Below are 24,521 nucleotides of genomic sequence, written 5' to 3' on the forward strand. Positions count from 1 at the left end.
TCTGTGCGGGGAGCCAGGCGATGACGACGAGCGGATCTGTGAGCGATGGCGGTGAGGTCGGCGACGACGGCCCACAGAGCAGCACGCGCCGCACTCATCGGGTCACGATCAGCGATCTCGCGCGCCGCCTGCACATCTCCAAGGCCTCGGTCTCGTACGCACTGAACGGCCGGGCCGGCGTCAGCGAGGAGACCCGGCAGCGGGTGCTCGACCTGGCCGAGGAGCTGGGCTTCCACCCGAACTCCGCCGCGGTCGCACTGTCGGCCAGCCGGACCCGGACGATCGGGATCGTGGTCGCCCGCGACCCGGCGCTGATCTCCACCGAAGCGTTCTACATGCGCACGCTCGTCGGCATCGAGCAGTACCTGAACGAGGTCGATTCGTCGCTGCTGCTGCGGCTCACCGGCGAGCACGGCGAGGATCTCGACGTACTGCGGCGATGGTCGCGGCAGGGACGCGTCGACGGGTTCATCCTGTTCGACGAGCACGACGACGACCCCAGGATCCCGCTGTTGCAGGAGCTCGGGGTGCCGTGCGTGGTGGTGAGTTCGAACGCGCCGGACGACTCGGTCGGGCGGTTGATCAGCTCGCCGGAGGAGACGGTCGGGTTGCTGCTCGATCATCTGGTCGAGCTCGGGCACCGCAACGTCGCGCATATCAGCGGGCCGTTCACGTTCGTCCACGAGCAGCTGCGGGTGCAGATCCTGCAGGAGCAGGCCGAGCGGCGCGGCGTCGCCGTACGGCACATCGAAGGCAGCTACCGGTACGACGACGGCGCCGAACTGACCCGGCAACTGCTGGCCGGTCCGAACCCGCCGACTGCGATCGTGCTCGGCAACGACCTGATGGCGGTCGCGGCACTCCGGGTGGCGATGGATCTCGATACGGCGGTGCCGGGCGAGGTCTCGATCCTCGCCTGGGACGACTCGCCGCTGTGCGAACTCGCCCGGCCCGGCATCACCGCGGTCGACCAGAAGACGATGGAGCGCGGGCGGGCAGCCGCCGATCTGCTGCTCCGGATCGTCACCGGCGAGGGCGAAATGCACGAGGAGGCCCCGGCCGGCGAGCTGCGGGCCCGCGATTCCAGCGGTCCGGCGCCTTTCTGACCAGTTTCAAGACTCTGTGAATTCATTCGGATTCGGAGAGTGTTGGATTGCGTTTGCCGTAGCCCCGCGAGAGGTTGGATCAGTCACGAGGTCGTAACGAAGACCCCGGAACTGAACCGGTTAGGGTTTCGAAACTTAACCGGTTAGGTCAGTATGGGGGCCGATCCGCCTTCGCAGCTCTGTGGAGGCTCGACGGGACGAGGGAGTCCGACGTGAGACTGCGTTCGTTAGTAGCCGCGGTGGCGGCGACCGCCATGGGAATCAGCCTCGCCGCGTGTGGTGGGGGCGACAAGAACGACTCCTCCGGCGGCGGCTCGGGTGGTGACCAGACGCTGACCTACTGGGCCAGCAACCAGGGCACCAGCCTGGACAACGACAAGGAGGTGCTGACCCCGGTCCTGCAGAAGTTCACCCAGGACACCGGCATCAAGGTCAACCTCGAGGTGATCGGCTGGAACGATCTGCAGACGCGGATCCAGACCGCGATCACCTCCGGCCAGGCGCCGGACGTGGTCAACATCGGCAACACCTGGGCGGCCTCGCTGCAGGCCACCGACGCGTTCCTGCCGTTCGACGGCGACGCGATGACCGCCATCGGCGGCAAGGACAAGTTCGTGCCGACGGCCCTGGCGACCGGCGGCAAGGAGGGCACCGACCCGACCTCGGTCCCGCTCTACGGTCTGGCCTACGGCCTGTACTACAACAAGGCGATGTTCGCCGCCGCCGGTCTGCAGCCGCCGAAGACCTGGGAAGAGATGGTCACCGACGCGCAGAAGCTGACCGTCCCGGCGAAGAAGCAGTGGGGGATGGCGCTGGCGGCCGGCAGCTACACCGAGAACGTGCACTTCGCGTTCATCAACGCCGCGCAGAACAAGGCCGACTGGTTCGACGCCGACGGCAAGCCGACCTTCACCGGTGACGGCAACGTGCAGGGTGTCCTGCGGTACCTCGACCTGATGCAGAAGGACAAGGTCGCGAACCCGTCGAACGCGCAGTACGACAACGGCACCAAGTCGGTGAACGACTTCGCCACCAAGAAGGTCGCGATGGTCATCAACCAGAACAACGCCGACTCCTCGATCGTTGCCAACGGCATGAAGGCCGGCGAGTACGGCGTCGTGCCGTTCCCGGCGCCGTCCGGCGCCGAGCAGGTGGCCAGCCACGTGGCCGGTATCAACCTGTCGGTGTTCAAGAACACCAAGCACAAGGACGCGGCGCTGAAGTTCGTCAAGTACATGACGGGCGCGGACACCCAGACCACGCTGGGCAAGCCGTTCTCCTCGCTGCCGGTGCTGAAGGACGCGAAGCCGGTCTTCACCACCGACGCGGCCGAGGCCGCGACGTTCCAGGACGTCTACAACACCAAGTCCAAGCCGCTGCCGCTGGTGCCGGCCGAGGACCAGTTCGAGAGCACCGTCGGCAAGGCGATGAACTCGATGTTCGCCAAGATCGCGACCGGTGGCACGGTCACGGCCGACGATGTGAAGGCGGCCTTGAAGACCGCCCAGGATCAGGTGGCCGCAGGTAGCTGACCCGTGATCGGTGGCCCGGACGACTCGTCCGGGCCACTGCCCGCGTCAGCCCCACCCACCGATCCGACAGACAGGAGGCGACCAGTCGATGTCCGTCGCCACACAGGAAGCGACGCCGGCCGCCGCGAAGCCTGCGAAGAAGAAGACCAAACGCGGCCCCGAACACCGCCCCGGCCTGAACCGGTGGCTGCCGTATCTGCTGCTGGCGCCGGCCGTGCTGGCCGAACTGCTGATCCACATCATCCCGATGGTGGTCGGCATCTGGATGAGTTTCATCAAGCTGACCAAGTTCTTCATCGCGAACTGGTCCGCGGCGCCGAGCGCCGGGCTCAACAACTACAAGGTCGCGCTGGACTTCAACAACGCGGTCGGTGAGGGCCTGCTGAAGTCGTTCGGCGTCACCGTCGCCTTCTCGCTGATCACGGTCGCGCTGTCCTGGGTGCTCGGGATGGCCGCGGCCGTCGCGCTGCAGCCGCCGTTCCGCGGTCGCGGCATCATCCGGACGTTCTTCCTGGTGCCGTACGCGCTACCGGCGTACGCCGGGATCCTGACCTGGAACTTCATGCTCCAGCGCGACACCGGCGCCGTGAACCACGTGCTGAACCAGCTGCACCTGAGCGACGGGCGGACGTTCTGGCTGATCGGCAGCAATGCGCTGGTCTCGCTGATCACGGTCGCGACCTGGAAGCTGTGGACATTCGCGTTCCTCACGCTGATGGCCGGCCTGCAGAGCATCCCGGGCGACCTCTACGAGGCCGCGTCGGTCGACGGCGCGGGCAACCTCCGGCAGTGGCGCAACATCACGCTGCCCTCGCTGCGGCCGGTCAACCTGGTGCTCGTCCTCGTCCTTTTCCTGTGGACGTTCAGCGACTTCAACACGCCGTACGTGCTGTTCGGTACGGCGCAGCCGCCGGCCGGTGACCTGATCACGTTCCACATCTACAACGCGTCGTTCCTGACCTGGAACTTCGGCACCGGTGCGGCGATGTCCGTGCTGCTGCTGATCTTCCTGATGATCGTCACCGGCGCGTACCTGCTCGTCACCGGAAGGAGGTCGCGTCGTGCGTGAGACCCAGGGGTTCAAGATCTACCGCGGTGTCGTGCTGACCGTGCTCGGCCTGTTCGTGCTGGTCCCGCTGTACGTGATGATCACGTCGTCGCTGAAGCCGCTGAAGGACGTGCAGGGCGCGTTCAGCTGGTGGCCGTCGAACCTGACGCTGGCGCCGTTCGTGGACATGTGGAAGACGGTGCCGCTGGCCCGGTACTTCGTGAACAGCACGATCGTCTCGGTGTCGGCGACGGTGTTCTCGGTGGCGATCGCGATCCTCGCGGCGTTCGCGGTGTCGCGGTTCCGGTTCCGCGGACGGACGGCGTTCACCACGACGGTGCTGTCGACGCAGATGTTCCCGGGTGTGCTGTTCCTGCTGCCGTTGTTCCTGATCTTCGTGAACATCAACAACTCGTTCGGGCTGCAGCTGGTCGGGACGCGGCTCGGGTTGATCATCACGTACCTGACGTTCAGCCTGCCGTTCTCGATCTGGATGCTGGCCGGGTACTTCGACAGCATCCCGCGCGAGCTCGACGAGGCCGCCCTGGTCGACGGCTGCGGACCGATGGGCGCCCTGTGGCGCGTCGTACTGCCGGCCGCACGACCTGGCGTGATCGCGGTCGCGATCTACTCGTTCATGACCGCGTGGGGCGAGGTCCTGTTCGCCTCGGTGATGACCACCGAAGCCAACCGCACCCTGTCCGTCGGCCTACGCCAGTACTCCACCCAGACCAACATCTACTGGAACCAGATCATGGCCGCGGCCCTGGTCGTCAGCGTCCCAGTAGTAATCGGCTTCCTCCTCGCCCAACGCCACTTCGTCGCCGGCGTAACCGCCGGTGCCGTGAAGTAGTCAGACGAAGAGCTTCTCGCCCCAGTAGCCGCCGGGGGTCACCCCCGGCGGGCAGGCGAAGATGGCGGAGCCTACGTGGTGGATGTACTCGTTCATCGTGTCGTTCTTGGCCAGTTGGTTCTGGATCGGGATGAACTGTTTGCGGGGGTCGCGTTGGTAGGCGAGGAAGAACAGGCCGGCGTCGAGGCGGCCTAGGCCGTCCGAGCCGTCGACGAAGTTGTAGCCGCGGCGGAGGAGTTCGGCGCCCTTGTTGAAGGTGGGGTGGGCGAGGCGGACGTGTGAGTCGGCCGGGATCTTCGGTTGGCCGTCGGCCTGCTTGGCGTTGAAGTCGAGGGTGTCGAACTCGTCGGACTTGCCGAGCGGGGCGCCGGTGCCCTTGCCGCGGCCGATGATGCCTTCCTGCTCGCCGAGCGACGTGCGGTCCCAGATCTCGATGTTCATCCGGATCCGGCGCGAGACCAGGTACGAGCCGCCGACCATCCAGTCGGGGCCGTCCTCGGGCTGCACCCACAGTTGCTGCTCGAGTTTGTCGGCGTCCTCGAGTTTGAGGTTGTTCGTGCCGTCCTTGAAACCGAACAGGTTCCGCGGCGTGGACTGCGCCCGCGACGTGGACGACGTACGGCCGAAGCCGAGCTGGGAATACCGTACGGCGACGCGTCCGAAGCCGATCCGGGCGAGGTTGCGGATCGCGTGGACGGCGACCTGCGGGTCGTCGGAGCAGGCCTGTACGGCGATGTCGCCGTACGAGCGGGTCGGGTCGAGGTCGTCGCCGATGAAGTGCGGCAGGTCGACCAGAGCCTTCGGGCGTTTCGCGGCGAGACCGAACCGCTTGTCGAACAGGCTCGGCCCGAATCCGACGGTGATCGTCAACCGCGCCGGCGGCAGACCGACCGCCTCGCCGGTGTCCTCCGGCGGGGCCTCGTCCGGCCCGTTCACCGCGCCGTACTGCCCGATGTCGCGCCCGGCCGTCAGCAAGGCTGCCGCGGCGGTCCACTCCTTCAGCAGACCGATCAGGTCGTCGCGGCTCGTCGTCGTCACATCGAACGCGGCAAAGTGCAGCCGGTCCTGCGCCGGTGTCGTAATCCCCGCCTGATGCGGCCCGTGAAACTCCACCGGCCCCGAGTTGTCAGCCGCCTGCGACGGTTCGCTGGCGAGGGCCGAGTGTGCGGCGTACCCGGCAACTCCGGTCGCCACCGCTGCCCCCGCGGCCCCGAACAGGCCGCGCCGCGAGATTCCTTTGCGCTCGGTCATTTCTGTGCGATTACTCCTGCTACTTTGCTGACCGGTTCGGCGAGGCCGTCGACTACTGATCCGAGGGCCTTCTTCTCGGACTCGGAGGCGGTGTAGGGCTTGAAGCCGTCGCCGGCGCGGTACTTGTCCAGGGCTGCGAAGACAGCCTTGAAGTTCGTGTCGAGCTGGGTGACGAGCGCCGCGTCGCGGGACTGCAGCGCCGGGCGGAGCGCCTGGACGGCGGCCTGTGAGCCCTCGACGTTGGCCTGGAAGTCCCACAGGTCGGTGTGCGAGTAGCGGTCCTCCTCGCCGGTGACCTTGCCGGTCGCGACCTCGTCGAGCAGCTCCTTCGCGCCGTTGGCCAGCTGCAGCGGGGTCAGCTTCACGACCTTGGCCTTCGCCACCACCGTCTTCACGTCGGTCAGCAGCTGGTCGGCGTACTTCTCCATGCCCTTGGTCGAGTTCGACACCCAGAGCGCCTGCTCGATCCGGTGGTACCCGGTCCACTCGGTGCCCGGCTCCACGTCGTTCACCCGCGCGTCGATCTTCGGGTCCAGATCGCCGAACGACTCCGCGACCGGCTCGATCCGCTCCCAGTAGGTCCGCGACACCGGGAACAGCGCCTTCGCCTTCGCGACGTCGCCCGCCTTCACCGCAGTGACGAACTCCGTGGTCTTCTGCTCCAGCGCGATCGCCTGCGAGTTCACGTAGCGCTGGTAGCTGGTGGTCGCCTGCTTCAGCTCGGTGTCGGTGTCGACCTGGGCGGGCGCGTCACCGGTGACGGTGAGGTCGCCGCGGATGCCGTCGCCGACCATGCCGGGCTTGCAGACCGCCTGGTACTTGCCGGTCGGCAGCTCGACGATCAGGTCCCGCTTCAGGCCCGGGCCGATGTTCTCGACCTCGCCCATCACCCGGTCGCCCTCGGCGTACACGTAGAACTCGGTGATCTTGCTGCCGCTGTTGGAGACCGAGAACGTGCTGGTGCCGGACTTCACGTCGCGGCGGCTCAGGTCGCAGCCCGAGTCGGACGCCTTCACCGAGACCGGGCCGGTGCCGTCGTCCTTGGCCGCGGGCTCGTCCTTCGCGCACGCGGTCAACGCGCCCAGACCGATGACGACGCCGAGAACGGCGGCCCGACGGGGCAATGAGGTGGACATGGTTCTCCTGAGCGGGGATGTGAGGGGGTGGTTCAGGCCGCTTCGCCGGCGGTCTTGGCCGCTGGTACGGCGGGAGGCGTGGAGCTCTTCACCGGACGGAAGTAGAGCACCATCACCGGGACCAGATAGACGACCCACGCGGTTGCCTCGAGCACGGTCGGGGTCGGGTTGAAGTTGAAGATGCCCTTGAGCAGTACGCCGTACCAGCTGTCCGGCGGGATCACGTGCGAGATGTCGAAGGCCAGGTGCTGGAGACCGGGCAGGATGCCCGCCTCCTGCAGGTCGTGGAAGCCGTACGCGAAGATGCCGGCCGCGACCAGGATCAGCACCGCGCCGGTCCACTTGAAGAACACGGCCAGGTTGATCTTCACCGCGCCCTTGTAGATCGCGACCCCGAGCAGCACCGACGTACCGAGGCCGAGCAGGACGCCGATCAGCGGTACGGCGGTGGTCGCGGTGGCGGCCGACGCGTACACGATGAAGGCGGTCTCGATGCTCTCCCGGAACACCGCCAGGAACGCGAGCAGGACGACGGCCTGCGGACCGACCTCGAGGGCCTGCCCCATTCGCTCCCGCAGTTCCTTGGCGATGCTGCGGGACGCCTTGCGCATCCAGAAGATCATCCAGGTGACGAAGCCGACCGCGAGGATCGACATCACCCCGCCGACGGTCTCCTGGGTGGTGAACGACTTCGCGGTCAGCGCGGTGACGAACTGGAGCAGGCCCCAGGCGACCGCCGCGACGCCGAGCGCCGAGGCGACACCGATCCAGACCAGTTTCAGTCGATCGCGATGCCCGGACTTGACCAGGAACGTAGCGAGGATGCTGACGACCAGCGAAGCCTCGAGTCCTTCACGGAGTCCGATCAGATAGTTCGCGAGCATGGCGGCGACACTTCCATAGCATTAGGTACGGCTAACCTTGCTGAGGTTAACCTAAGAAGTCCCATTCGCCTACTGTGTCGTACGCCGCACTGTGGCCCGGCCCCTCACCGAGCCGGGATTCGATCAGTCGCAGGCTGCCGGCGGTCCAGACCGGTCCGTCGTAGGTGTCGAAAACCCTGACCCACCTGGTCACGTCGATCGGCCGCCGCAGCCGGGCCAACGTGACATGCGGGGTGAACTTCCGCCCCTCGACGGTGACGCCGGCGCGACTCGCCGCCGCCCGGGTGGTCATCGACAGGTGCTTGAGCGATTCGGAGTCGTCGCGCACTCCGGCGTACAGCACCCGGGCGTCCGGCACGCCGGGGAACGCGCCCGCTCCGGTCAGCTGCAGCTCGAACGGCTTCTGCCGCTGCGCAGCCGACTCCAGCCGCTCCTCGAGCTCCTCGGTCTTCCAGTCCGGTACGTCGCCGAGGAACGCCAGCGTGATGTGCCAGTGCTGGTCCGACGCCCACCGGATGTCGTCGTCCGGATGCTCCCGCCGCGGCTCGACGAACTCGTTCAGATCCTCCACAACTTCGATGGGTGGCACCACGGCCACGAACAATCGCATCCCCTGAGATTAGGCGGTCCGAGGTGCGGCCCGCGTGCTAATTTGAAGCTCGATCGACAGGACGTGGCTAGGGTTCCGCCGCCCGCGGGCGGGCTGGTCCGAGCGCCACGACCCACCGCGACGGTGGGCATCTGAAGGGGCAAAAGCCTGGTAGGGCGACGTCGGCGCACTTGACCGTGCCGTCGAACGCCCGAGGTGATGTCCGTGTTCCGCCGTCCTGCCGCCTTTCGTTCCATCCTTGCGCTGCCCCGGATCAAGTCCCTGGCCCTGAGTTCGCTGCTGGCCCGGATGCCGAAAGGCATCATGCCGCTGACGCTGGTGCTGCTCGTGACGCAGCGGACGGGGTCGTATGCCCTGGCCGGCACGGTGACTGCGCTCTTCGCGCTGGGCGACGCGGCGACCGCTCCCTGGCAAGGTCGCCTGGTCGACCGGTACGGGTACGCCCGGGTGCTGATCCCGATCGCCGCGATCCACCTGGCGGCAACGATCGGTCTGGTCAGTACGACGGCTCCCGCCGCCCTCGGGGCAGCGGCCGTTCTGGCCGGTCTCGGCGTACCGCCGATCTCCGGAGCCGTGAAGGCGTTGTGGGCGGAACTGGTCGCCGAGAACCAGTTGCCTGCGGCATATGCGCTGGAATCCCTGCTGCAGCAGAGCTTCTTCCTCTTCGGACCGCTGCTGGCAACCGGACTGATCGCACTCGCCGGGCCGGCCGTTGCCGCACTCACAGCCGCCGCATTGGTTGCCGGCGGCACCTTTGGTTTCTTCCTCGCAGCTGGTCCGCGTCGGCCGCGACCGCACGACCGTGTGCGCCACGGCGCGCTGCGGATACCCGCCGTACGGATCCTGAGCACGAGCACCCTGCTGCAGAGCTTCACGTACGGCGTGCTGCCGATCGCGCTCGTCGCCGCGGCCGCACGGGCCGGCACGCCGACAGCCGCCGGAATCGTCCAAGCGACGCTGACCCTCGGTGGGGTGATCGGCGGCCTGCTCGAGGTATCGAGGGACTACGTCCGGCTGATGGTTTGGTTCGGCTGCGGGCTGGTACCACTGTCGGTGTTCGCGGCGATCGAGTCCCCGGCCGGTCTGACCGGGCTGGCGGTCACGCTGACGGCTACCGGCCTGCTGGCGACCCCGCTCGCCACGTCCGGATACCTGTTGATCGGGCGTGTGACGCCGGCGGAAAGCCGCACCGAGGCGTTCGCGTGGCAGTCGACCGGGCTGGCGATCGGTACCGCGCTCGGATCGGTGGTCGGCGGCGCCCTGGTCGACCGTGGCGGCCCGGTGCTCGCGTTCGCCGTACCGCCCGTCGCGGTGGGGCTGGCTGCGGGCCTGGCGGCGACGCTCCGGCGGCGGATGCCTTCCGTCTTCGGCTGATGTCGGGTCAGACTGCGGCAATGGACGAGTTGAAGCTGCCATCGCCGTGTGTGGTGATTCTGGTCGGGCCCGGGGCGTCGGGGAAGTCGACGTGGGCGGCCGAGCGGTTCGCGGCGGAGCTGATCGTGTCGAGTGACCGGCTTCGGTCGTTGGTAGGCGCCGGTGAGGACGATATTGCGGCCAGCACGGATGCGTTCGCGTTGCTGGATGTGGTGGTGCGGCAACGAATCGGCCGCCGCTTGACCACTGTCATCGACACCCTGGGGATGGATCGAGACAGACGCTTGGCGTGGCTCGGGTTGGCGCGGCAAGCCGGAATGCCCTGTGTAGCCGTGGCTTTCGACACCCCGGCCGCGGAGTGCCGGAGGCGGAATCGGGAGCGCGAGTCGAAGCGGATCCCGGCCGATGTGCTGACCTCGCAGCTCAAGTCGTGGACGGTGGCCAAGAAGGAACTGCCGGACGAGCGATACGACCAGCTTCTGCAACCGACGGCTGTCCGTGTGGTTCCCGAGGCATTTGTCGAGGCTGGCGCGGCGGCCGTGCGGCAGGCAGAGACGCCGAGCGGACTGCGGTTCGGGCTGCAGCTGAGCAGCTACACGCATCCGGGTGGTCGGGCCGGGATTGCGCAGTGGGTTCGGGAGGTGGCGGCGCGGGCCGAGGCGGTCGGGTTCGACTCGATCTACGTGATGGACCACTTCCGGCAGATTCCGCAGGTCGGGCGGGCGTGGGACGACTTCCTGGAGAGCTGGACGACGCTCGGGTATCTGGCTGCCTGTACGACGCGGGTGCGGCTCGGGACGCTGGTCTCGGGGATCACGTACCGCAACGTCGCGCACCTCGGGAAGATCGCGGCGACGCTCGACGTGTTGAGTAGTGGGCGGGCGGTGTGCGGGGTCGGGCTCGCGTGGTTCGAGGCCGAGCACAAGGCCTATGGATGGTCGTTCCCGCCGGTCGGTGAGCGGTATGCGCTGCTCGAGGACGCGTTGCAGTTGCTCCCGGTTTTATGGGGACCAGGCAACAAACCGTTCCACGGCAAGGTTCTCGACGTACCGGACACCACGTGTTACCCGCGGCCGTTGCAGGACCACCTGCCGGTGCTGGTCGGCGGGAGCGGGCCGCGGACCCTGCGACTCGCCGCGCGGTACGCCGACGCCGTGAACGTGTTCGGCGACGTCGCCGCCGTACGGAAGGCTGCCGGCCACCTCGGGGACCGGCCCGTCGAGCTGACGCATCTGTCGACAACCCTTGTGGGCAAGGATTCTCACGATGTCGACCAGCTCGTCCAGAAGCTGCGACCGCGCAACGTGAACCCGGCGCGGTACGCCGCGATGGTCAACGCGGGCACAGTTGACGATCAGATCGGGCGGTTCCGCGAGCTGTCCGAGGCGGGTGTGGCCGAGGTGATGATCAGCCTGCCCGACCTCGAGACGCTCGACACGGTCGCCGACGTGATCTCAGCCTTCCGGGTGTAGGTCCAGTTTCAGCAGGGCGTTCTCGATCAGTTCGGGCATCGCCGGGTGGATCCAGTACTGGCCGCGGGCCATCGCGTACGCGTCCAGCTCGAAGCTCATTGCCTGGATGATCGGCTGGATCACGGTGGGCGCCTGCGGGCCCATGATGTGCGCGCCGATGATCTGCCCGGTCTTCGGGTCGGCCAGGATCTTCGCGAACCCGGTCGTGTCCTCCATCGCCCAGCCGTACGCGATATCGGCGTACCGCTGAACCGCTTTGACATAAGGGATCCCGCGTTCCTTCGCCTGCTCCTCGGTGAGGCCGACGGAGGCGATCTGCGGCGCGCTGAAGACCGCGTGCGGGACGAAGCGGTGGTCGGACTCGATCCGCTCGTCGGGGTTCAGCAGGTTGTGCTTCACCACCCGCGCCTCGTGGTTCGCGACATGCTTCAGCTGGTGCGGGGTGGTCACGTCGCCAAGCGCGTAGATGCCGTCGACGGTGGTCTGCTGGTACGCGTCGACGACCACGCGCGCCTCGTCGTCGACCTCGACACCGGTGGCGGCCAGGTTCAGCAGGTCCGAGTTCGGTTCGCGGCCGACCGCGACCAGCAGCTCGTCGACGATCAGCTCGTCGGCGCCGTCCGGGTTCAGCATCCCGACCAGGATCGAGCCGTCGTTGCGCCGCTCGACCCGGATCGTCTCGTGGTTGAGGCGTACGTCGTACAGCTCCTGGGCGATCTTCGTGTACGCCGACGCGACCTCGCCGTCCTCGTGCCGCAGCAGCAGGCTCGAGCGGGCGACGATCGTCACCTCGACCCCGAACGAGGCGAACACGTGCGCGAACTCGGCCGCGACGAACCCGCTGCCGATGATCGCCAGCCGGCGCGGCAGGTCCTCGAGCCGCATGACCGTGTTCGAGGTGTGGAACCCGGTCTGCTCGAGCCCCGGGATCGGCGGCACGATCGGCCGGCTGCCGGTCGCGAGCACGAACTGGTCGGCGCTGAACACGCTCGTCGACCCGTCCTTGTTATCGACGGTCAGCTCCTTGAACCCGGTGAACCGCCCGGTCCCGTCGTACACGGTGACGTTGGCGTTGTCCGGGTCGTGGTGCCGGTACTCCGACCCGCCCGCCGCGATCGGGTCGATCCGGCCGAAGATCCGGTCCCGGACGTCGGTCCAGCGGACGCCGAGCAGCTCCTCGTCGACGCCGTACCGCGAGCTCTCCGACGGGGTCGCGGCGACGTCGGCAGCGTGTACGAACATCTTGGTCGGGATGCACCCGAAGTTCAGGCAGGTGCCGCCGAAGGTGCCGCGCTCGACGATCGCGACCTTCCGATCCGCGAACCGCCGGTTCACGATCGTGTTGCCGGATCCGGTCCCGATGACTACCAGGTCGTAATGGGTCACACCCCATTGTGGCGCTGACACGCAAGTCCGCTTGGTTCAGGGCGGGAAAGAAAAGAAGAAGGAGCGAAGGAAGGGTGGCGCTGACACGCAGGTGGGTCGGCGCTAGCGCGCAGGATTCTGCGGTGGACCCGATGAGAGGGGAAGATGGGGAGGGTGGGTAGCGGTGAGCTGACAAGCACGAGCGGCACGGTCGTCTGGGACGGTATCGGGGTCCTCCGGCTCCGGTACGACGGAACGCAGGCCGGGCTGGATCCGCTGACCAGCTCGCTGCGGACCCGGCTGGGCGAGCGGATCCTGCCGGTCGAGGCGCTGCAGTCGGTCGAGGTCGGAGCCGCCGGCCTGAAACTCGTCCTCCGCGACCGGGCCGACCCGCTGCAGTCCGTGACCGGCAGTCAGCTCGTCATGGATCCGTACGACTTCCCGGGAGTCGATCAGGCGCTCGCGGAGCAGATCGCCCGCGACGTCCGCAGTACGCTCGTCCGCCGCGACGTACCGGCGACGCCGTCGGCCCGCTGGCTACTCGCGCCGCCGCCCGCGCCGGACCGGCTGGAGGGCCGGGACGCGATCCTCTCGGTGGCGAGCGGGCGGCTCACATTCGACTACAAGCGGTCCGCGGGCCGGAAGAAGAAGGCCCTCGGCCAGCCGTGGTCGGTGCTCCTGAGCGAGATCGTCGACGTCGAGTGGACGCCGAACGAGGGACGCTTCGGCGCCCGCGGCTTCCTCCGCGTGGCCACGCCCGGTACGCCGGTCGAGCGCCCGAAGCCCAAGCACGACCCGGCGGCGATGCTCATCGACACCGGCACCGACGTCGACGCCCTGTTCTTCGCCGCCCGCCTGCTGACCCGGATCCGGCCCTAAGCCACCCTCGGCCCGACGTCCTGCTTCGGTGCGAGTCCGGGCTCGTCGTCGAGCGGGACCGTCTCCAGGACCGCCTTGTCGCCGAGCAGTTCGGTCTGCGGCAGCACCTCGAGATGCGGGCGCGGCAGCAACCGCGGCCGGATCGCGAGACCGCGCCGGCGGGAGAAGTACAGCACCGAGGCAACGGTCCCGATCACGGTCAGCCCACCGCCGACGATCAGCGAGTACCGCGCGCCGAACACCTGGCCGATCCAGCCGATGAACGGCGACCCGATCGGCGTACCGCCCATCAGGACCGTCATGTACAGCGCCATCACCCGGCCGCGCATGGTCGGCTCGATGCTCAGCTGCATGGTCGCGTTCGCCGAGGTCAGCATGGTCAGCGAGGCCAGGCCGACGATCGGCAGCACCAGCGCGAAGGTCAGGTACGTCGGCATCACGGCGCTGACGATCTCGGCGACACCGAACGCGAGCGCGGCGCCGATCACCAGGCGGGCCCGGATCCGGACCCGGCGGGCGGCGAGCAGCGCGCCGGCCAGCGAGCCGATCGCGAGCACCGAGCCGAGGATGCCGTACTCCCCCGCGCCCTTGTGGAAGACACTCGTCGCCATCAGCGCTGAGGTGAGCTGGAAGTTCAGGCCGAACGTGCCGGCGAAGAACACCGCGACCAGGACCATCATCAGGTCCGGCCGGCGCCACAGGTACCGCATGCCGTCGCGGATCATGCCCTTCTCACGGCCGGCGGGCTTCGGGGTGTGCAGCTCGGAGACGCGCATCAGCCGCAGCGAGAGGATCACCGCGGCGTACGTGAAGCCGTTGACCAGGATCACCGGACCGGTGCCGATCCAGTTGATCAGCAGACCGGCGAGCGCCGGGCCGAGCAGCCGGGCCGCGTTGAACGACGCCGAGTTCAGCCCGACGGCGTTCGACAGCTCGTCGCGGCCGACCATCTCGACGACGAAGGCCTGCCGGGTCGGGGCGTCGAACGCGGTGCCGATCCCGAACAGCAGCGCCAGCAGGTACACGTGCCAGGTCTGCACGACACCGCCGATCGTCAGACCGCCGAGCGTCAACGCAACGGTGGCCATGAAGATCTGGGTGACGGTCAGCACCTGCCGCTTCGGGAAGCGGTCGGCGACGAGTCCGGCGTACGGCCCGAGCAGGAGGGCGGGGAGGAACTGGAGACCGGTGACGATGCCCAGCGCCGTACCCGAGTGGGTCAGCTCAAGGACCAGCCAGTCCTGGGCGACACGCTGCATCCAGGTGCCGACGTTCGAGACGATCGCGCCGGAGGCGTAGAGCCGGAAGTTACGGACTTTGAACGCGCGGAAAGTGGGGCTCACTGGGCCGCCAGGCGTTCGAGAACAGGTGCTGCCTTGCGCAGGATGTCGCGCTCCTCGGGGGTCAATTGCTTCAGCTTGGTCTGCAGCCACTCGTCGCGGCGGCGCCGGTTCGCCAGGATCAGCTCGTCGGCGCGGGAGGTCAGCTCGACGACGATCTGGCGCTTGTCGGTCGGGTGCGGGCGGCGGATCACCAGACCCGCCTCTTCCATGTTCGTCACGATCCGCGTCATCGACGGCGGCTTCACCTGTTCGTGGGAAGCCAGCTCGCCGATCGTCATCGACTCGTGCTTGGACAGCGCGCCGAGCACGCTGAGCTGGTTCGCGGTGAGGTCGTGACCGGGCTCACGCTGCCGCCGGATCTGCCGGGACAACCTGAGCGTCGAGGACCGCAGGGCACTGGCCAGCCCGACGTCACTCTTCACCTGCTGGGCTACGACTTCGGGCATGTCTTTACCTTAACTCATTACCTTTGCTAACTAAAACCGATTACCCGGGGCTGGTATTCCGGGCCCGCTAGAGTTCCGGGTCATGAGCGTCGAGCTGGAGCGGTACGAGCAGGGGTTCCGGCGGGCCGGCCTGCCGCTGTTCATCGAGGACTTCTCGCCGACGCACGACATCTTCACGCGGGCCACGCCGCTGCTCGTGCTGGTGTTCCTGGCCGAGATGCTCGGGGCAACCTCACTGGACTGGCGCTGGTGGCAGAATCTGCTAGCCGCGCTCGGCGGACTGGTCGCGCTGGTGGCCGGGTTCGGCCTGCTGAACCGGTCGCGCGGCCGGCCGTTCTGGTCGCTGCCCACCCGCTTCGGCATCCCGGAGCTCGCGGTGTTCGTCCTGCTGCCCGCCCTGCTGCCGCTGGTCACCCAGGAGCAGGTCCGGCAGTTCTTCGGGATCGCCGCCGGCAACCTCCTGCTCGTCGGCCTCGTGTACGCCGTGGTCGGCTACGGCCTCATCGGTACGACGCTGTGGGGCCTGCGCCGGCTCGCCGGCGAGCTGGCGAACTCCGTGGCCAGCCTCGTCCGGGCGCTGCCGCTGCTGCTGATCTTCTCGCTGGTGCTGTTCATCACCGCGGACACGTGGCAGGTGTTCGCGGGCATGCCGGTCGCCTTCCTCGTGCTGCTGGCGGTCGGCTTCGCCGTACTCAGCAATCTGTTCCTGATGCTGCGGTTGCCCCGGGAGCTGGAGGCGATCGAGCGCGACGTCAGCTCCGGGCCGCCGCTGCGCCGCGTCCAGCGGATGAACCTCAGCCTCAGCCTGGTGATCCGCCAGTGGATGCAGGTCCTCGTCGTCAGCGCCGGGGTCGGTCTGTTCTTCGTTGCCTTCGGCATGCTCGCGATCAGCGACCACATCTACCAGCAGTGGGGTATCGACCACGGCCACTGGTCCCACACCCTGCTGGTCCTCGACCACCCGGTGGTGATCAGCTCGTCCCTGGTGAAAGTTGCCATCGGCCTCGCGACGTTCACCGGCCTGTACTACTCGATCGCCCTGCTCACCGACGCGACCTACCGAGCCGACTTCCTCGAGAACCTCACCACCGAACTCCGCACCCTGTTCGTCACCCGCGCCGAGTACCTCGAGCTGCGCTCACAGCTTCCGGACCACGCGGGCGGGTGAGCCGACGACGAGCGTCGCCGGTGGTACGGAGCGGGTGACGACCGCGCCGGCGCCGACGATCGCGTCCGCGCCGATCGTGACACCCTGCAGGACGATCGCTCCGGTGCCGATCCAGACGTTGCGCCCGATCCGGATCGGGGCGGCCGTGATGCCCCGCCGGCGGTCGGCCGGCGACGTCGAGTGACCGGCGCTGATCAGGCTGACGTTCGGCCCGAGCATCACGTCGTCGTCGATCTCTATCCCGCCGATGTCGTTGAACCGGCAGCCCTGGTTGACGAAGACGTTCCGGCCGAGGGTGATGTTGATGCCGTGGTCGCAGTACACCGGCGGGATCAGGCGGAAGGTCTCGTCGACCTCGCGGCCGGTGAGGTCGCTCCAGGTCTTCCGGATGCTCTCCTGGTCGTCGTACGGGATCGTGTTCAGACGCTCGGTGGTGCGGATGGCTCGGGCTACTTTCTCGACGAAGGTCATGGTGGGGATGCAACCCGTTGGCCGTCTCCGCCCGCAAACAACCAGCCGACCGGCGTGCCACAACCCTGTGTTGTCTGCCTAGAGTGAGGGCGTGGACCTGGCGGCTGTGCGGACGTTCGTCGCGGTGGTCGAGGCGGGGCAGTTCCAGGCTGCGGCAGACGAGTTGCGGGTGACCCAGCAGGCGGTGTCGAAGCGGATCGCCGCGCTGGAGCGCGACCTCGGCGTGCAACTGTTCGTCCGGTCGGCGCGCGGTGCGCGGCTGAGCGTCGACGGTACGGCGTTCCTCCCCCACGCCCGCGAACTGCTCCGCGTGGCGGATCGCGCCCGGGCCTCGGTGCGGCCGGTAAGCCGATCGCTGCGGGTCGACGTACTGAACCGCCGTACCGCACCGGCGACCGCGCTGCACGCCTTCCACGAGGCGCATCCTGAGATCGAGCTCGAGGTGGTGACGATGCCTGAGGTGTCGGCTACCGAGGCGGTCACGGCCGTTGCCGACGGCACCATCGACGCCACGTTCCGGGCGGTGCTCGGAGTGCGGCCGGATCCGCCGCTGCGCGTGGCCCGGGTGATCGACGACGCGCACGAGTTGCTCGTCGGACCGCGACATCCGCTGGCGGCAGCGGCGTACCTGACGCCGGCCGAGCTCACGCCGTACCCGATCTGGATGCCGGGGCTGCGTGGGGACACCGAGTGGGGCGTGTACTACGCCGAGCTGGCCGCCGCGTTCTCGCTCCGCATCGACACGGGCGGGCCTGTGTTCAGCGCCGAGGTGTTACTGGACCAGCTGGCCCGGTCGGACTCGCTCGCCACGTTCGTCGGCAGCGGGTCGCGCTACCTCTGGCCGGAGGCGTACGACCTGCGCCGGATTCCGGTGGTGGATCCGACGCCGGTGTACCCGCACTCGGTCATCTGGCGGGCGGACAACGCGCATCCCGCGCTGACCGCGTTCCTCGATCACCTGCGGACCGGGTTCACCCCGGTCCGCGACGCGTGGGTGCCGACTCAGGTGAGCCAGTCGGTGAGCGGGCCGATGGCGAAGTAGATGACGAAGAGCGCCGCGACCACCCACATCAGCGGGTGGACCTGGCGGGCCTTGCCGCGGACGGACTTGAGGATGACGTACATGACGAAGCCGGCGCCGATGCCGGCCGAGATCGAGTACGTGAACGGCATCAGGACGATCGTCAGGAACGCCGGGAACGCGACCTCGATGTCGTCGAAGTCGATGCCCTTGACCTGCGTCATCATCAGGAAGCCGACCAGGATCAGCGCGGGCGTGGCCGCCTCGTACGGGACCAGTGTGACCAGCGGCGCGACCACCATCGAGATCAGGAAGCAGATCCCGGTGACCACGCTGGCCAGACCGGTCCGCGCGCCCTCACCGACACCCGACGCCGACTCGATGTACGACGTGTTGCTGGACACCGACGCGGCACCACCGGCGGCGGCCGCGACGCTGTCGACGATCAGGATCCGCTGCGAGTTCGGCGGGATGCCGTCCTTGTCGAGCAGACCGGCCTCGGCGCCGATCGCGGTCATCGTGCCCATCGTGTCGAAGAAGTCGGCCAGCATCAGCGTGAAGATCAGCAGGATCGCCGACACCACGCCGATCTTCTCGAACGAGCCGAACAGGCTGAACTCGCCGATCGTGTCCAGGTTCGGTTTCGTGAACCACTGGTCCGGCAGCTTCGGCACGCTCAGGCCCCAGCCGCCGGGGTTGTCCGCGGTCCGGGCCCCGATGTTCGCGATCGCCTCGATGACGATCGCCAGCACGGTCGCGGCGAGGATGCCGATCAGGATCGCGCCCTTCACCTTCCGCGCGTACAGCGTGACGATCAGGATCAGGCCGACCACGAACACCAGCACCGGCCAGCCCCGGAGCGTGCCGCCGACACCGAGTTCGACCGGCGGACCGGTCGGCGCGGCGGGACGGCGTACGAACCCGGCGTCGATCACACCGATGAACGCGATGAACAGGCCGATGCCGACGCTGATCGCGATCTTCAGCTGCAGCGGGACCGCCTCGAAGACTGCCTTCCGGAACCCGGTCAGCACCAGGATCAGGATGATCAGGCCCTCCAGCACGACCAGGCCCATCGCGTCGGCCCAGGTCATCTTGGTCGCGACCGAGAACGCGATGAACGCGTTCAGGCCGAGCCCGGTGGCCAGGGCGAGCGGGAAGTTCGCGACCACGCCCATCAGGATCGTGACCACACCGGCGACCAGCGCCGTCGCGACCGCGATCTTCGCGATCGCCGCCGCCGGGTCGGTGCCGCCGCCGACGAACTGGCCGGCGCCGTCCTTGACGGTGCCGATGATCAGCGGGTTCAGCACGACGATGTAGGCCATCGTGAAGAACGTGACCAGCCCGCCGCGGATCTCCCGTCCGAGCGTGGAACCGCGTTCGCTGATCTTGAAGAAGGAGTCCAGAGGACCGGTGCCGGAGCGGGCCGTCGAGGCCTGGGGCGAGCTCATGACCGCATCGTGCCAGTTCCTACCGGGCAGTTGCGAGCACTTACACCAATCCGTTGCGCGTTAAGGTGGGGGCGTGAGCGAGGAGCAGGGCGGGGCCAAGAAGCGCAACGACCCGACGAGCCAGTTGGCGCGTGGGGAGCTGGTGCACGCCGAGGTCAAGCCGCTGGACCTGTCCGGCATCCCCAGCGTCATCACCGGGATCGCGCTGTGGGCGGTCGCCTTCGTCGTACTGCTGATCTTCCGCGACGACCTGAAGGCCAACGGCCTCGACTGGTGGCTCTGGGTCCCGGTCGCCGGCTTCGGCCTCGGCCTGATCGGCCTCTGGTACTGCAAGCGCCGCTGGGCCGCGATCCAGGCCGGCCACCGCGCCCCCACCGAGGACTGAATCAGGCAGGATCGCCCGCCGGACCCGGTGAGCGGGGTGTCAGTCCTCGGTGAGTTCGAGGGTGTCGTAGCCGGTGGTGTCGAAGGCGTGGTCCGGGGTGGGCGGCTCGGGGATGTCGATGGTGGCGTCGGAGTGGGCGCCGCAGCCGTAGTCGTAGGCGACGACGCGGGCCTCACCCGGGGCCATCTCGTTGGCGCAGACGCCGAAGGCCTGGCCGAGGCTGTCGGCGAGGCGGATCCAGTAGCCGCAGGAGTGGCACTTGTACGGAACGGCCTGCGCGATCGGGGACGTCGGCCCGAAGTCACCGCCGTACCAGCGCTCAGCAGCTTCCTCGCGGCCGAACGGCGACAGCACCCGCTCGCGGCCTAGACCGAGCTCCTCGACCACGGTCAGCACGTCTTCAGGCGCGTCCGAGGTGTCGGTGAAACCCGGCTCGAGGCGCGGGTCGTCGGGGTGCGTCGGGAACAGGTCGCCGGGACGAAGGTCGCCGGGCTGGACGCGGTCCGACCACGGGACCCATTCCGGGGCGACGATCGCGACGTCGCCGGGCAGCATCACGACCTCGTTGATCGTGACGGTCTTGGCGCGGGAGGCGCGCGTGACGGTGACCGCCCAGCGCCAGCCGCGGTACCCGGGGTGGGTGGAGGCGAAATAGTGCGTGACCAGGCGCTCACCCTCGACCAGATGACCGAGGTGCTCGCCGACCTGCGCGGCGCCGGCCTCGGCGATCGCAGCTTCACGGGCCGGTTCGACCGCCGCGACGGCAATGGCGTCGGGCTTGGCGCGGACCGGTTCCGGAGCTCTGACGGGAGTCACAATCGCCCATTCTCGCACGCCCGCCGCAGTACTCCGAACCGCCGTCGATCAGCTGGTCGTACGCGCGGTGACTGCGCTCTGTCCCCGGCGCGAGGCAGGATGGTTCCATGCACTCCCCCGACCCCGACGACCCGACCGTCGGCCCACGCAGGCGCGAAACCGCCGCCTCGGGCCACTCGGACGGAGCCGCGGGCCGAGACCGCGGGGAGAATGGAAGCCGGCGGGGCGCCGAGCACGCTTCGGACCCGGGTGCTGCGGACAAGCGGGCGGGTGGTCGCATGGGGGGCAACGCTGACGGGGCCGGCAGCGCGGGGGGCGGCGACGCGTCGGGGAAGTCGGCCGGGGATCGGCTGAGTGATGCTCGGGAGCGGGTGGGGTCGGCCGGTAAGAAGGTCGGGCATGCCTCGAAGGTCGGCGCCGAGGGTGTTGCTTCGGCGTCCAAGAAGGCAGCTGAGGTCAGCGGCAAGGTCGGGCGGGCCACCGGGCGTCGGATCCGCGGGCTGACCGGTGCGCAAGGCGCCGGTGAATCAGGGCTCTCGCGGCTCATCGAGCTGGGCGCGGTCAACGCGGCCGGTGATACGGCGTTCGCGGTGTCGCTGGCCGGGACAGTGTTCTTCACGGTGCCGAGCGACCAGGCGCGCGACCGGGTGGCGCTGTTCCTGCTGCTGACGATGGCGCCGTTCGCGTTGATGGCGCCGCTGATCGGCCCGATCCTCGACCGGTTCCGGCACGGCCGTCGCTGGGCGATCGGCGCGACCCTCGGCGTACGCGCGTTCCTCGTCTGGAGCCTCGCCTCCTCGATCGCCGGCCACGGCTCGGCGTGGTTGTACCCGGCGGCCCTCGGCTGCCTCGTGGCCTCCAAGGCGTACGGCGTCACGCGCGCCTCCGCCGTACCGCGTCTGCTGCCGAAGCAGATCACGCTCGTCACCGCGAACTCGCGCATCTCGCTGGCCGGTGTCGCGGGCGCGACGATCGGCGCCGGGATCGCCGCCGGGTTCGCCTCGATCGGCCCGCAATGGTCGCTGCGCTGGGCCGCGCTGGTGTACATCGTCGGCCTGATCCTCGCGATCCGTCTGCCGAGCGCGGTCGACTCCCCCGCCGACGAAGAAGTCACCGGTACGGCGGGACGCGACGCTCGGCGGCGGGCAATCACCGCGGCAGTCGCACGCGGGATCCGCTGCAACCTCGGACTGCGGTTCGTGTCCGGTTTTCTGACCATGTATCTGGCGTTCCTGCTCCGCGACCAGCCGATCAGCGGCGTGAAGGGCGCGGTCGCGGCCGGTGCCGTGGTCGCCGCGGCCGGCATCGGCAACAGTCTCGGCACCGTGCTCGGATCGTTGCTCAAGGCACGTAAACCGGAAGCGGTCGTGCTGGTGGTGCTGCTCGCGGACGCCATCGTGGCAGTCGCGGTCGCGGTGCTGTACGGCTTGCCGATCCTGATCGCGCTCGGCCTGGTCGCCGGTCTGTGCAGTTCGCTCGGCAAGCTGTCGCTGGACGCGATGATCCAGCGCGACGTCCCGGAATCCGTGCGTACGTCGGTGTTCGCGCGCTCGGAGACCGTGCTGCAACTGGCGTGGGTGATCGGCGGCGGCTGCGGGATCGTGCTGCCGCTGATCCCGCGACTGGGATTCGGCTTCCTCGCGGGCGTGCTGGTGATCGTGGTCTTCCTCGTACTGCGGATGCGCCCCGCACCCCACCCGGCCCAAGGGCCGCTGCGGCCGGGCGGTCTCGGCGGTCCCCGCACCGACGCGCACCCGCACGACCACCCGCGTGATCGGCGCGACGAGCCCCCGTCGTCCGGCGGTGGGCGCTCCGAGGGCACCACCCGCACAATCCTCACCACCAGCGTCGCCGAGCAGCGAGCCAACCGCGCCCGCCGCACAGACTCCGGTGAAGAACCAACCATCGAATGGCGCTCAGGCGACCAGCCTCCCGGCCCACCCCCAACTCGCGATCGGCACCCCGACCCGCCCCGCGACAGTCGTCCGGAGGCCGACGGTCGCTCGGGGCAGGCGGCGGGCAAGTGGTGGAGCGGCCAACCCGACGAGGACGACGACACCCAGAACCAAGCCCCGTGGGCCGAAGAGCCGACCGAGGAACGCACCCGCGGCGGCCTGTTCAAACGCCGCCCCGGCGGCGACAACAACCGCCGCCCACCCCGCTGACCCCCGCCCACGGCCCCCAGTCGGCTGGCGGGTTTCGTGCCGGCTGACCGGATGTAGACCGCCCAACCTGCCAGCAAGAAGCGGCGGCCGGTGGGATTCACCGGCCGCCGCTTCTAGGCATTGGGGTTAGAGGGCGGGGGTTAGGTCGGCCTCCTCGGGGACTGGTTCTGGGGTTTCGGTGGGGGTCGGGTGGAGGGTGCCGCGGAGGGTGAGGGTGGCGGTGAGGGCGGTGGTCAGGAGGAGGAGGGTGCCGACTATCGCGACCACGTTCATGCTGTGGGTGAAGGCGTGGCGGGCGGTGGTTAGGACGGTGTCGGCCAGCTGACCGGGGAGGTGGGCGGCTGCGGCGGTGGCGGCCGGTAGGCCTTCGCGGACGGGGGCGGCGACACCGGCGGGCAGGTTGGACGGGAGGTCGGCGCGGTACGCCGCAGTACCGATCGAGCCCAGGATCGCGATCCCGAGTGCCCCGCCGAACTCCGAGCAGGTCTCCATCACCGCGGACGCGGATCCGGCCCGCTCCGGCGCAACCGATCCGACGACCGCCTCGGTCACCAGAGTCATCACCATCACCAGACCGGCAGCCAGCAGGCCCGCACCGGTCAGCGGGACCGCGAGCGACGAGTCGACCCGCACCTGAGTCAGTACGGCGTACCCGGAAGCAGCGAGCACGAACGCTCCACCGATCACGTACGCACGGTCCATCTTCCCAGCGAGCGCAGTGGCCAACGGAGCCGCGCCGCCGACCAGCACCGACGGGGCCAGCGACCACAGCGCTGCCTTCAACGGCGACAGGCCGTGGACCAGCTGCAGGTACTGGGTCAAGAAGACCGCGTTACCCACCAGTGCCAGAGTCCCGACAGTGTTGGCAGCCAGCGACCCGCTGAAGGCCCGGTTGCGGAACATCGACAGATCGACCATCGGGTACGCCGCGGTCCGCTGCCGCTGCACGAACAGCACCCCGAACACAAGCCCCGCCACGATCGCCACCACAGGCAGCACCGACACACCGTTCGCCGCGAGCTCCTTGATCCCCCAGATCACCGGCAGTACGGCGGCCAGCGAGAGCACCGAGCCCAGCAGATCGAACCGTCCACGCGAAGGGGTCTTGAACTCCGGCAGCAGGATCGGCGCAAGCACCAGCAGCAGGACCATCGCCGGGGTGTTGATCAGGAACACCGAACCCCACCAGAAATGCTCCAGCAGGAACCCGCCGAGCACCGGCCCCAGAGTGATCCCGCCCATCATCACCGCGCTCCAGAACGCGATCGCCTTCGACCGCTGCTTCGGGTCGTGGAACATGTTCCGGATCAGCGCCAGGGTCGACGGCATCAGGGTCGCGCCGCCGATCCCGAGGATCGCGCGGGCCGCAATCAGCTGCTCCGGGTTCTGCGCGTACGCCGCCGCGACCGAGGCGAGCCCGAACCCGACCGCCCCGAGGATCAGCAGCCGCCGGCGCCCGATCCGGTCACCGAGCGAGCCCATGGTGATCAGCAGGCCGGCCAGCACGAACCCGTAGATGTCGAAGATCCACAGCTGCTCGGTCGCCGACACGCCGAGGTCCGCGCTGATGAACGGGACCGCGAAGTACAGCACCGACACGTCCATCGAGACCAGCAGCAACGGCAGCGCGAGCACGCCGAGCGCGATCCACTCCTTGCGTCCCGCTCGTTCTGCACTCATGACACCCTCCCAGGCGATCTGTCTATGCCGCACACTGTGTGCGCCATACACAGACCATACAC

At 68.6% G+C, this 24,521-nt stretch carries 22 protein-coding genes; 11 read left to right on the forward strand and 11 right to left on the reverse strand.

From position 1 onward, the window contains the following. Positions 1-20: 20 nt before the first annotated feature. The 4 genes from ABT313_RS25815 to ABT313_RS25830 all read left to right on the forward strand — a co-directional run bounded on the left by ABT313_RS25815 (position 21) and on the right by ABT313_RS25830 (position 4,539). Positions 21-1,106 (forward strand): LacI family DNA-binding transcriptional regulator, encoded by a 1,086-nt coding sequence (locus ABT313_RS25815; RefSeq protein WP_350858888.1) that lies wholly within the window; start codon positions 21-23, stop codon positions 1,104-1,106. Positions 1,107-1,318: 212 nt separating this feature from the next. Continuing rightward, the gene (locus tag ABT313_RS25820; protein WP_350858891.1) at positions 1,319-2,638 is read left to right on the forward strand and encodes an ABC transporter substrate-binding protein; all 1,320 of its coding nucleotides are present in this window, start codon (positions 1,319-1,321) and stop codon (positions 2,636-2,638) included. Positions 2,639-2,726: 88 nt separating this feature from the next. Next, a complete protein-coding gene (locus ABT313_RS25825) occupies positions 2,727-3,707 on the forward strand; it encodes a carbohydrate ABC transporter permease (RefSeq protein WP_350858893.1) in 981 nt (326 codons plus the stop codon). Next, entirely contained in the window at positions 3,700-4,539 is an 840-nt protein-coding gene (locus tag ABT313_RS25830) for a carbohydrate ABC transporter permease (RefSeq protein ID WP_130441026.1), read from the forward strand. Before ABT313_RS25825 ends, ABT313_RS25830 begins: the two co-directional genes overlap by 8 nt. Here ABT313_RS25830 and efeB read toward each other — a convergent pair whose 3' ends face one another. From efeB to thpR, 4 genes are read right to left on the reverse strand one after another with little or no spacing between them, the layout of a single operon-like run. Then, positions 4,540-5,790 carry an iron uptake transporter deferrochelatase/peroxidase subunit gene (gene efeB / locus ABT313_RS25835; RefSeq protein ID WP_350858897.1) on the reverse strand — a complete coding sequence of 417 codons (1,251 nt, stop codon included), beginning with the start codon at positions 5,788-5,790 and terminating at the stop codon, positions 4,540-4,542. It abuts the gene before it with no gap. Beyond that, complete coding sequence (gene efeO / locus ABT313_RS25840; protein ID WP_350858900.1) at positions 5,787-6,926, reverse strand: iron uptake system protein EfeO; 1,140 nt, start codon at positions 6,924-6,926, stop codon at positions 5,787-5,789. The genes efeB and efeO overlap by 4 nt, the downstream gene beginning before the upstream one ends. Positions 6,927-6,958: 32 nt before the next feature. Continuing rightward, positions 6,959-7,810: an iron uptake transporter permease EfeU gene (efeU, locus tag ABT313_RS25845; protein ID WP_350858903.1), complete on the reverse strand. Its 852-nt coding sequence runs from the start codon at positions 7,808-7,810 to the stop codon at positions 6,959-6,961. A 46-nt stretch (positions 7,811-7,856) separates the two neighbouring features. Further along, entirely contained in the window at positions 7,857-8,420 is a 564-nt protein-coding gene (gene thpR, locus ABT313_RS25850; RefSeq protein WP_350858906.1) for an RNA 2',3'-cyclic phosphodiesterase, read from the reverse strand. Between the two features lie 204 nt (positions 8,421-8,624). On the opposite strand from thpR, the gene ABT313_RS25855 reads away from it, so the two are divergent. Then, complete coding sequence (locus tag ABT313_RS25855) at positions 8,625-9,794, forward strand: MFS transporter (RefSeq protein WP_350858909.1); 1,170 nt, start codon at positions 8,625-8,627, stop codon at positions 9,792-9,794. A 20-nt stretch (positions 9,795-9,814) separates the two neighbouring features. Continuing rightward, a complete protein-coding gene (locus ABT313_RS25860; protein WP_350858911.1) occupies positions 9,815-11,266 on the forward strand; it encodes an LLM class flavin-dependent oxidoreductase in 1,452 nt (483 codons plus the stop codon). Here the strand turns inward: ABT313_RS25860 and ABT313_RS25865 are convergent. Next, the gene (locus tag ABT313_RS25865) at positions 11,249-12,652 is read right to left on the reverse strand and encodes a mycothione reductase (protein WP_350858914.1); all 1,404 of its coding nucleotides are present in this window, start codon (positions 12,650-12,652) and stop codon (positions 11,249-11,251) included. The genes ABT313_RS25860 and ABT313_RS25865 overlap by 18 nt on opposite strands. A gap of 144 nt (positions 12,653-12,796) precedes the next feature. Between ABT313_RS25865 and ABT313_RS25870 the strand changes: the two genes are divergently transcribed. Then, on the forward strand, positions 12,797-13,510 hold the full coding sequence (locus ABT313_RS25870; protein ID WP_350858917.1) for a DUF4429 domain-containing protein: 714 nt from the start codon (positions 12,797-12,799) through the stop codon (positions 13,508-13,510). Here the strand turns inward: ABT313_RS25870 and ABT313_RS25875 are convergent. Together ABT313_RS25875 and ABT313_RS25880 are read right to left on the reverse strand one after the other, a co-directional pair. Then, positions 13,507-14,853 carry an MFS transporter gene (locus ABT313_RS25875; RefSeq protein ID WP_350858920.1) on the reverse strand — a complete coding sequence of 449 codons (1,347 nt, stop codon included), beginning with the start codon at positions 14,851-14,853 and terminating at the stop codon, positions 13,507-13,509. The genes ABT313_RS25870 and ABT313_RS25875 overlap by 4 nt on opposite strands. Continuing rightward, positions 14,850-15,299 carry a MarR family winged helix-turn-helix transcriptional regulator gene (locus ABT313_RS25880; RefSeq protein WP_350858923.1) on the reverse strand — a complete coding sequence of 150 codons (450 nt, stop codon included), beginning with the start codon at positions 15,297-15,299 and terminating at the stop codon, positions 14,850-14,852. Before ABT313_RS25880 ends, ABT313_RS25875 begins: the two co-directional genes overlap by 4 nt. A gap of 82 nt (positions 15,300-15,381) precedes the next feature. Between ABT313_RS25880 and ABT313_RS25885 the strand changes: the two genes are divergently transcribed. After that, the gene (locus ABT313_RS25885; RefSeq protein WP_350858925.1) at positions 15,382-16,467 is read left to right on the forward strand and encodes a hypothetical protein; all 1,086 of its coding nucleotides are present in this window, start codon (positions 15,382-15,384) and stop codon (positions 16,465-16,467) included. Here the strand turns inward: ABT313_RS25885 and ABT313_RS25890 are convergent. After that, positions 16,438-16,938, reverse strand: coding sequence for a sugar O-acetyltransferase (locus ABT313_RS25890; protein WP_350858928.1), 501 nt, complete (start codon positions 16,936-16,938; stop codon positions 16,438-16,440). The two genes, ABT313_RS25885 and ABT313_RS25890, sit on opposite strands and share 30 nt — an antisense overlap. Before the next feature lie 91 nt (positions 16,939-17,029). On the opposite strand from ABT313_RS25890, the gene ABT313_RS25895 reads away from it, so the two are divergent. Next, complete coding sequence (locus tag ABT313_RS25895; protein ID WP_350858930.1) at positions 17,030-17,980, forward strand: LysR family transcriptional regulator; 951 nt, start codon at positions 17,030-17,032, stop codon at positions 17,978-17,980. Here ABT313_RS25895 and ABT313_RS25900 read toward each other — a convergent pair. Next, complete coding sequence (locus ABT313_RS25900; protein ID WP_350858933.1) at positions 17,941-19,413, reverse strand: NCS2 family permease; 1,473 nt, start codon at positions 19,411-19,413, stop codon at positions 17,941-17,943. The two genes, ABT313_RS25895 and ABT313_RS25900, sit on opposite strands and share 40 nt — an antisense overlap. A gap of 73 nt (positions 19,414-19,486) precedes the next feature. Here ABT313_RS25900 and ABT313_RS25905 point away from each other — a divergent pair, with 73 nt between their 5' ends. Further along, entirely contained in the window at positions 19,487-19,798 is a 312-nt protein-coding gene (locus tag ABT313_RS25905; protein WP_350858936.1) for a DUF2530 domain-containing protein, read from the forward strand. A gap of 39 nt (positions 19,799-19,837) precedes the next feature. Here ABT313_RS25905 and ABT313_RS25910 read toward each other — a convergent pair whose 3' ends face one another. Continuing rightward, on the reverse strand, positions 19,838-20,614 hold the full coding sequence (locus ABT313_RS25910) for a DUF3027 domain-containing protein (RefSeq protein WP_350858939.1): 777 nt from the start codon (positions 20,612-20,614) through the stop codon (positions 19,838-19,840). Positions 20,615-20,892: 278 nt separating this feature from the next. Here ABT313_RS25910 and ABT313_RS25915 point away from each other — a divergent pair, with 278 nt between their 5' ends. Continuing rightward, complete coding sequence (locus tag ABT313_RS25915; protein WP_350858942.1) at positions 20,893-22,779, forward strand: MFS transporter; 1,887 nt, start codon at positions 20,893-20,895, stop codon at positions 22,777-22,779. 126 nt (positions 22,780-22,905) lie between these two features. Here ABT313_RS25915 and ABT313_RS25920 read toward each other — a convergent pair whose 3' ends face one another. Continuing rightward, positions 22,906-24,459: an MFS transporter gene (locus ABT313_RS25920; RefSeq protein WP_350858945.1), complete on the reverse strand. Its 1,554-nt coding sequence runs from the start codon at positions 24,457-24,459 to the stop codon at positions 22,906-22,908. Positions 24,460-24,521: the final 62 nt, after the last annotated feature.

This window comes from Kribbella sp. NPDC000426 (genome assembly GCF_040300265.1).
Taxonomy (GTDB): Bacteria; Actinomycetota; Actinomycetes; order Propionibacteriales; family Kribbellaceae; genus Kribbella.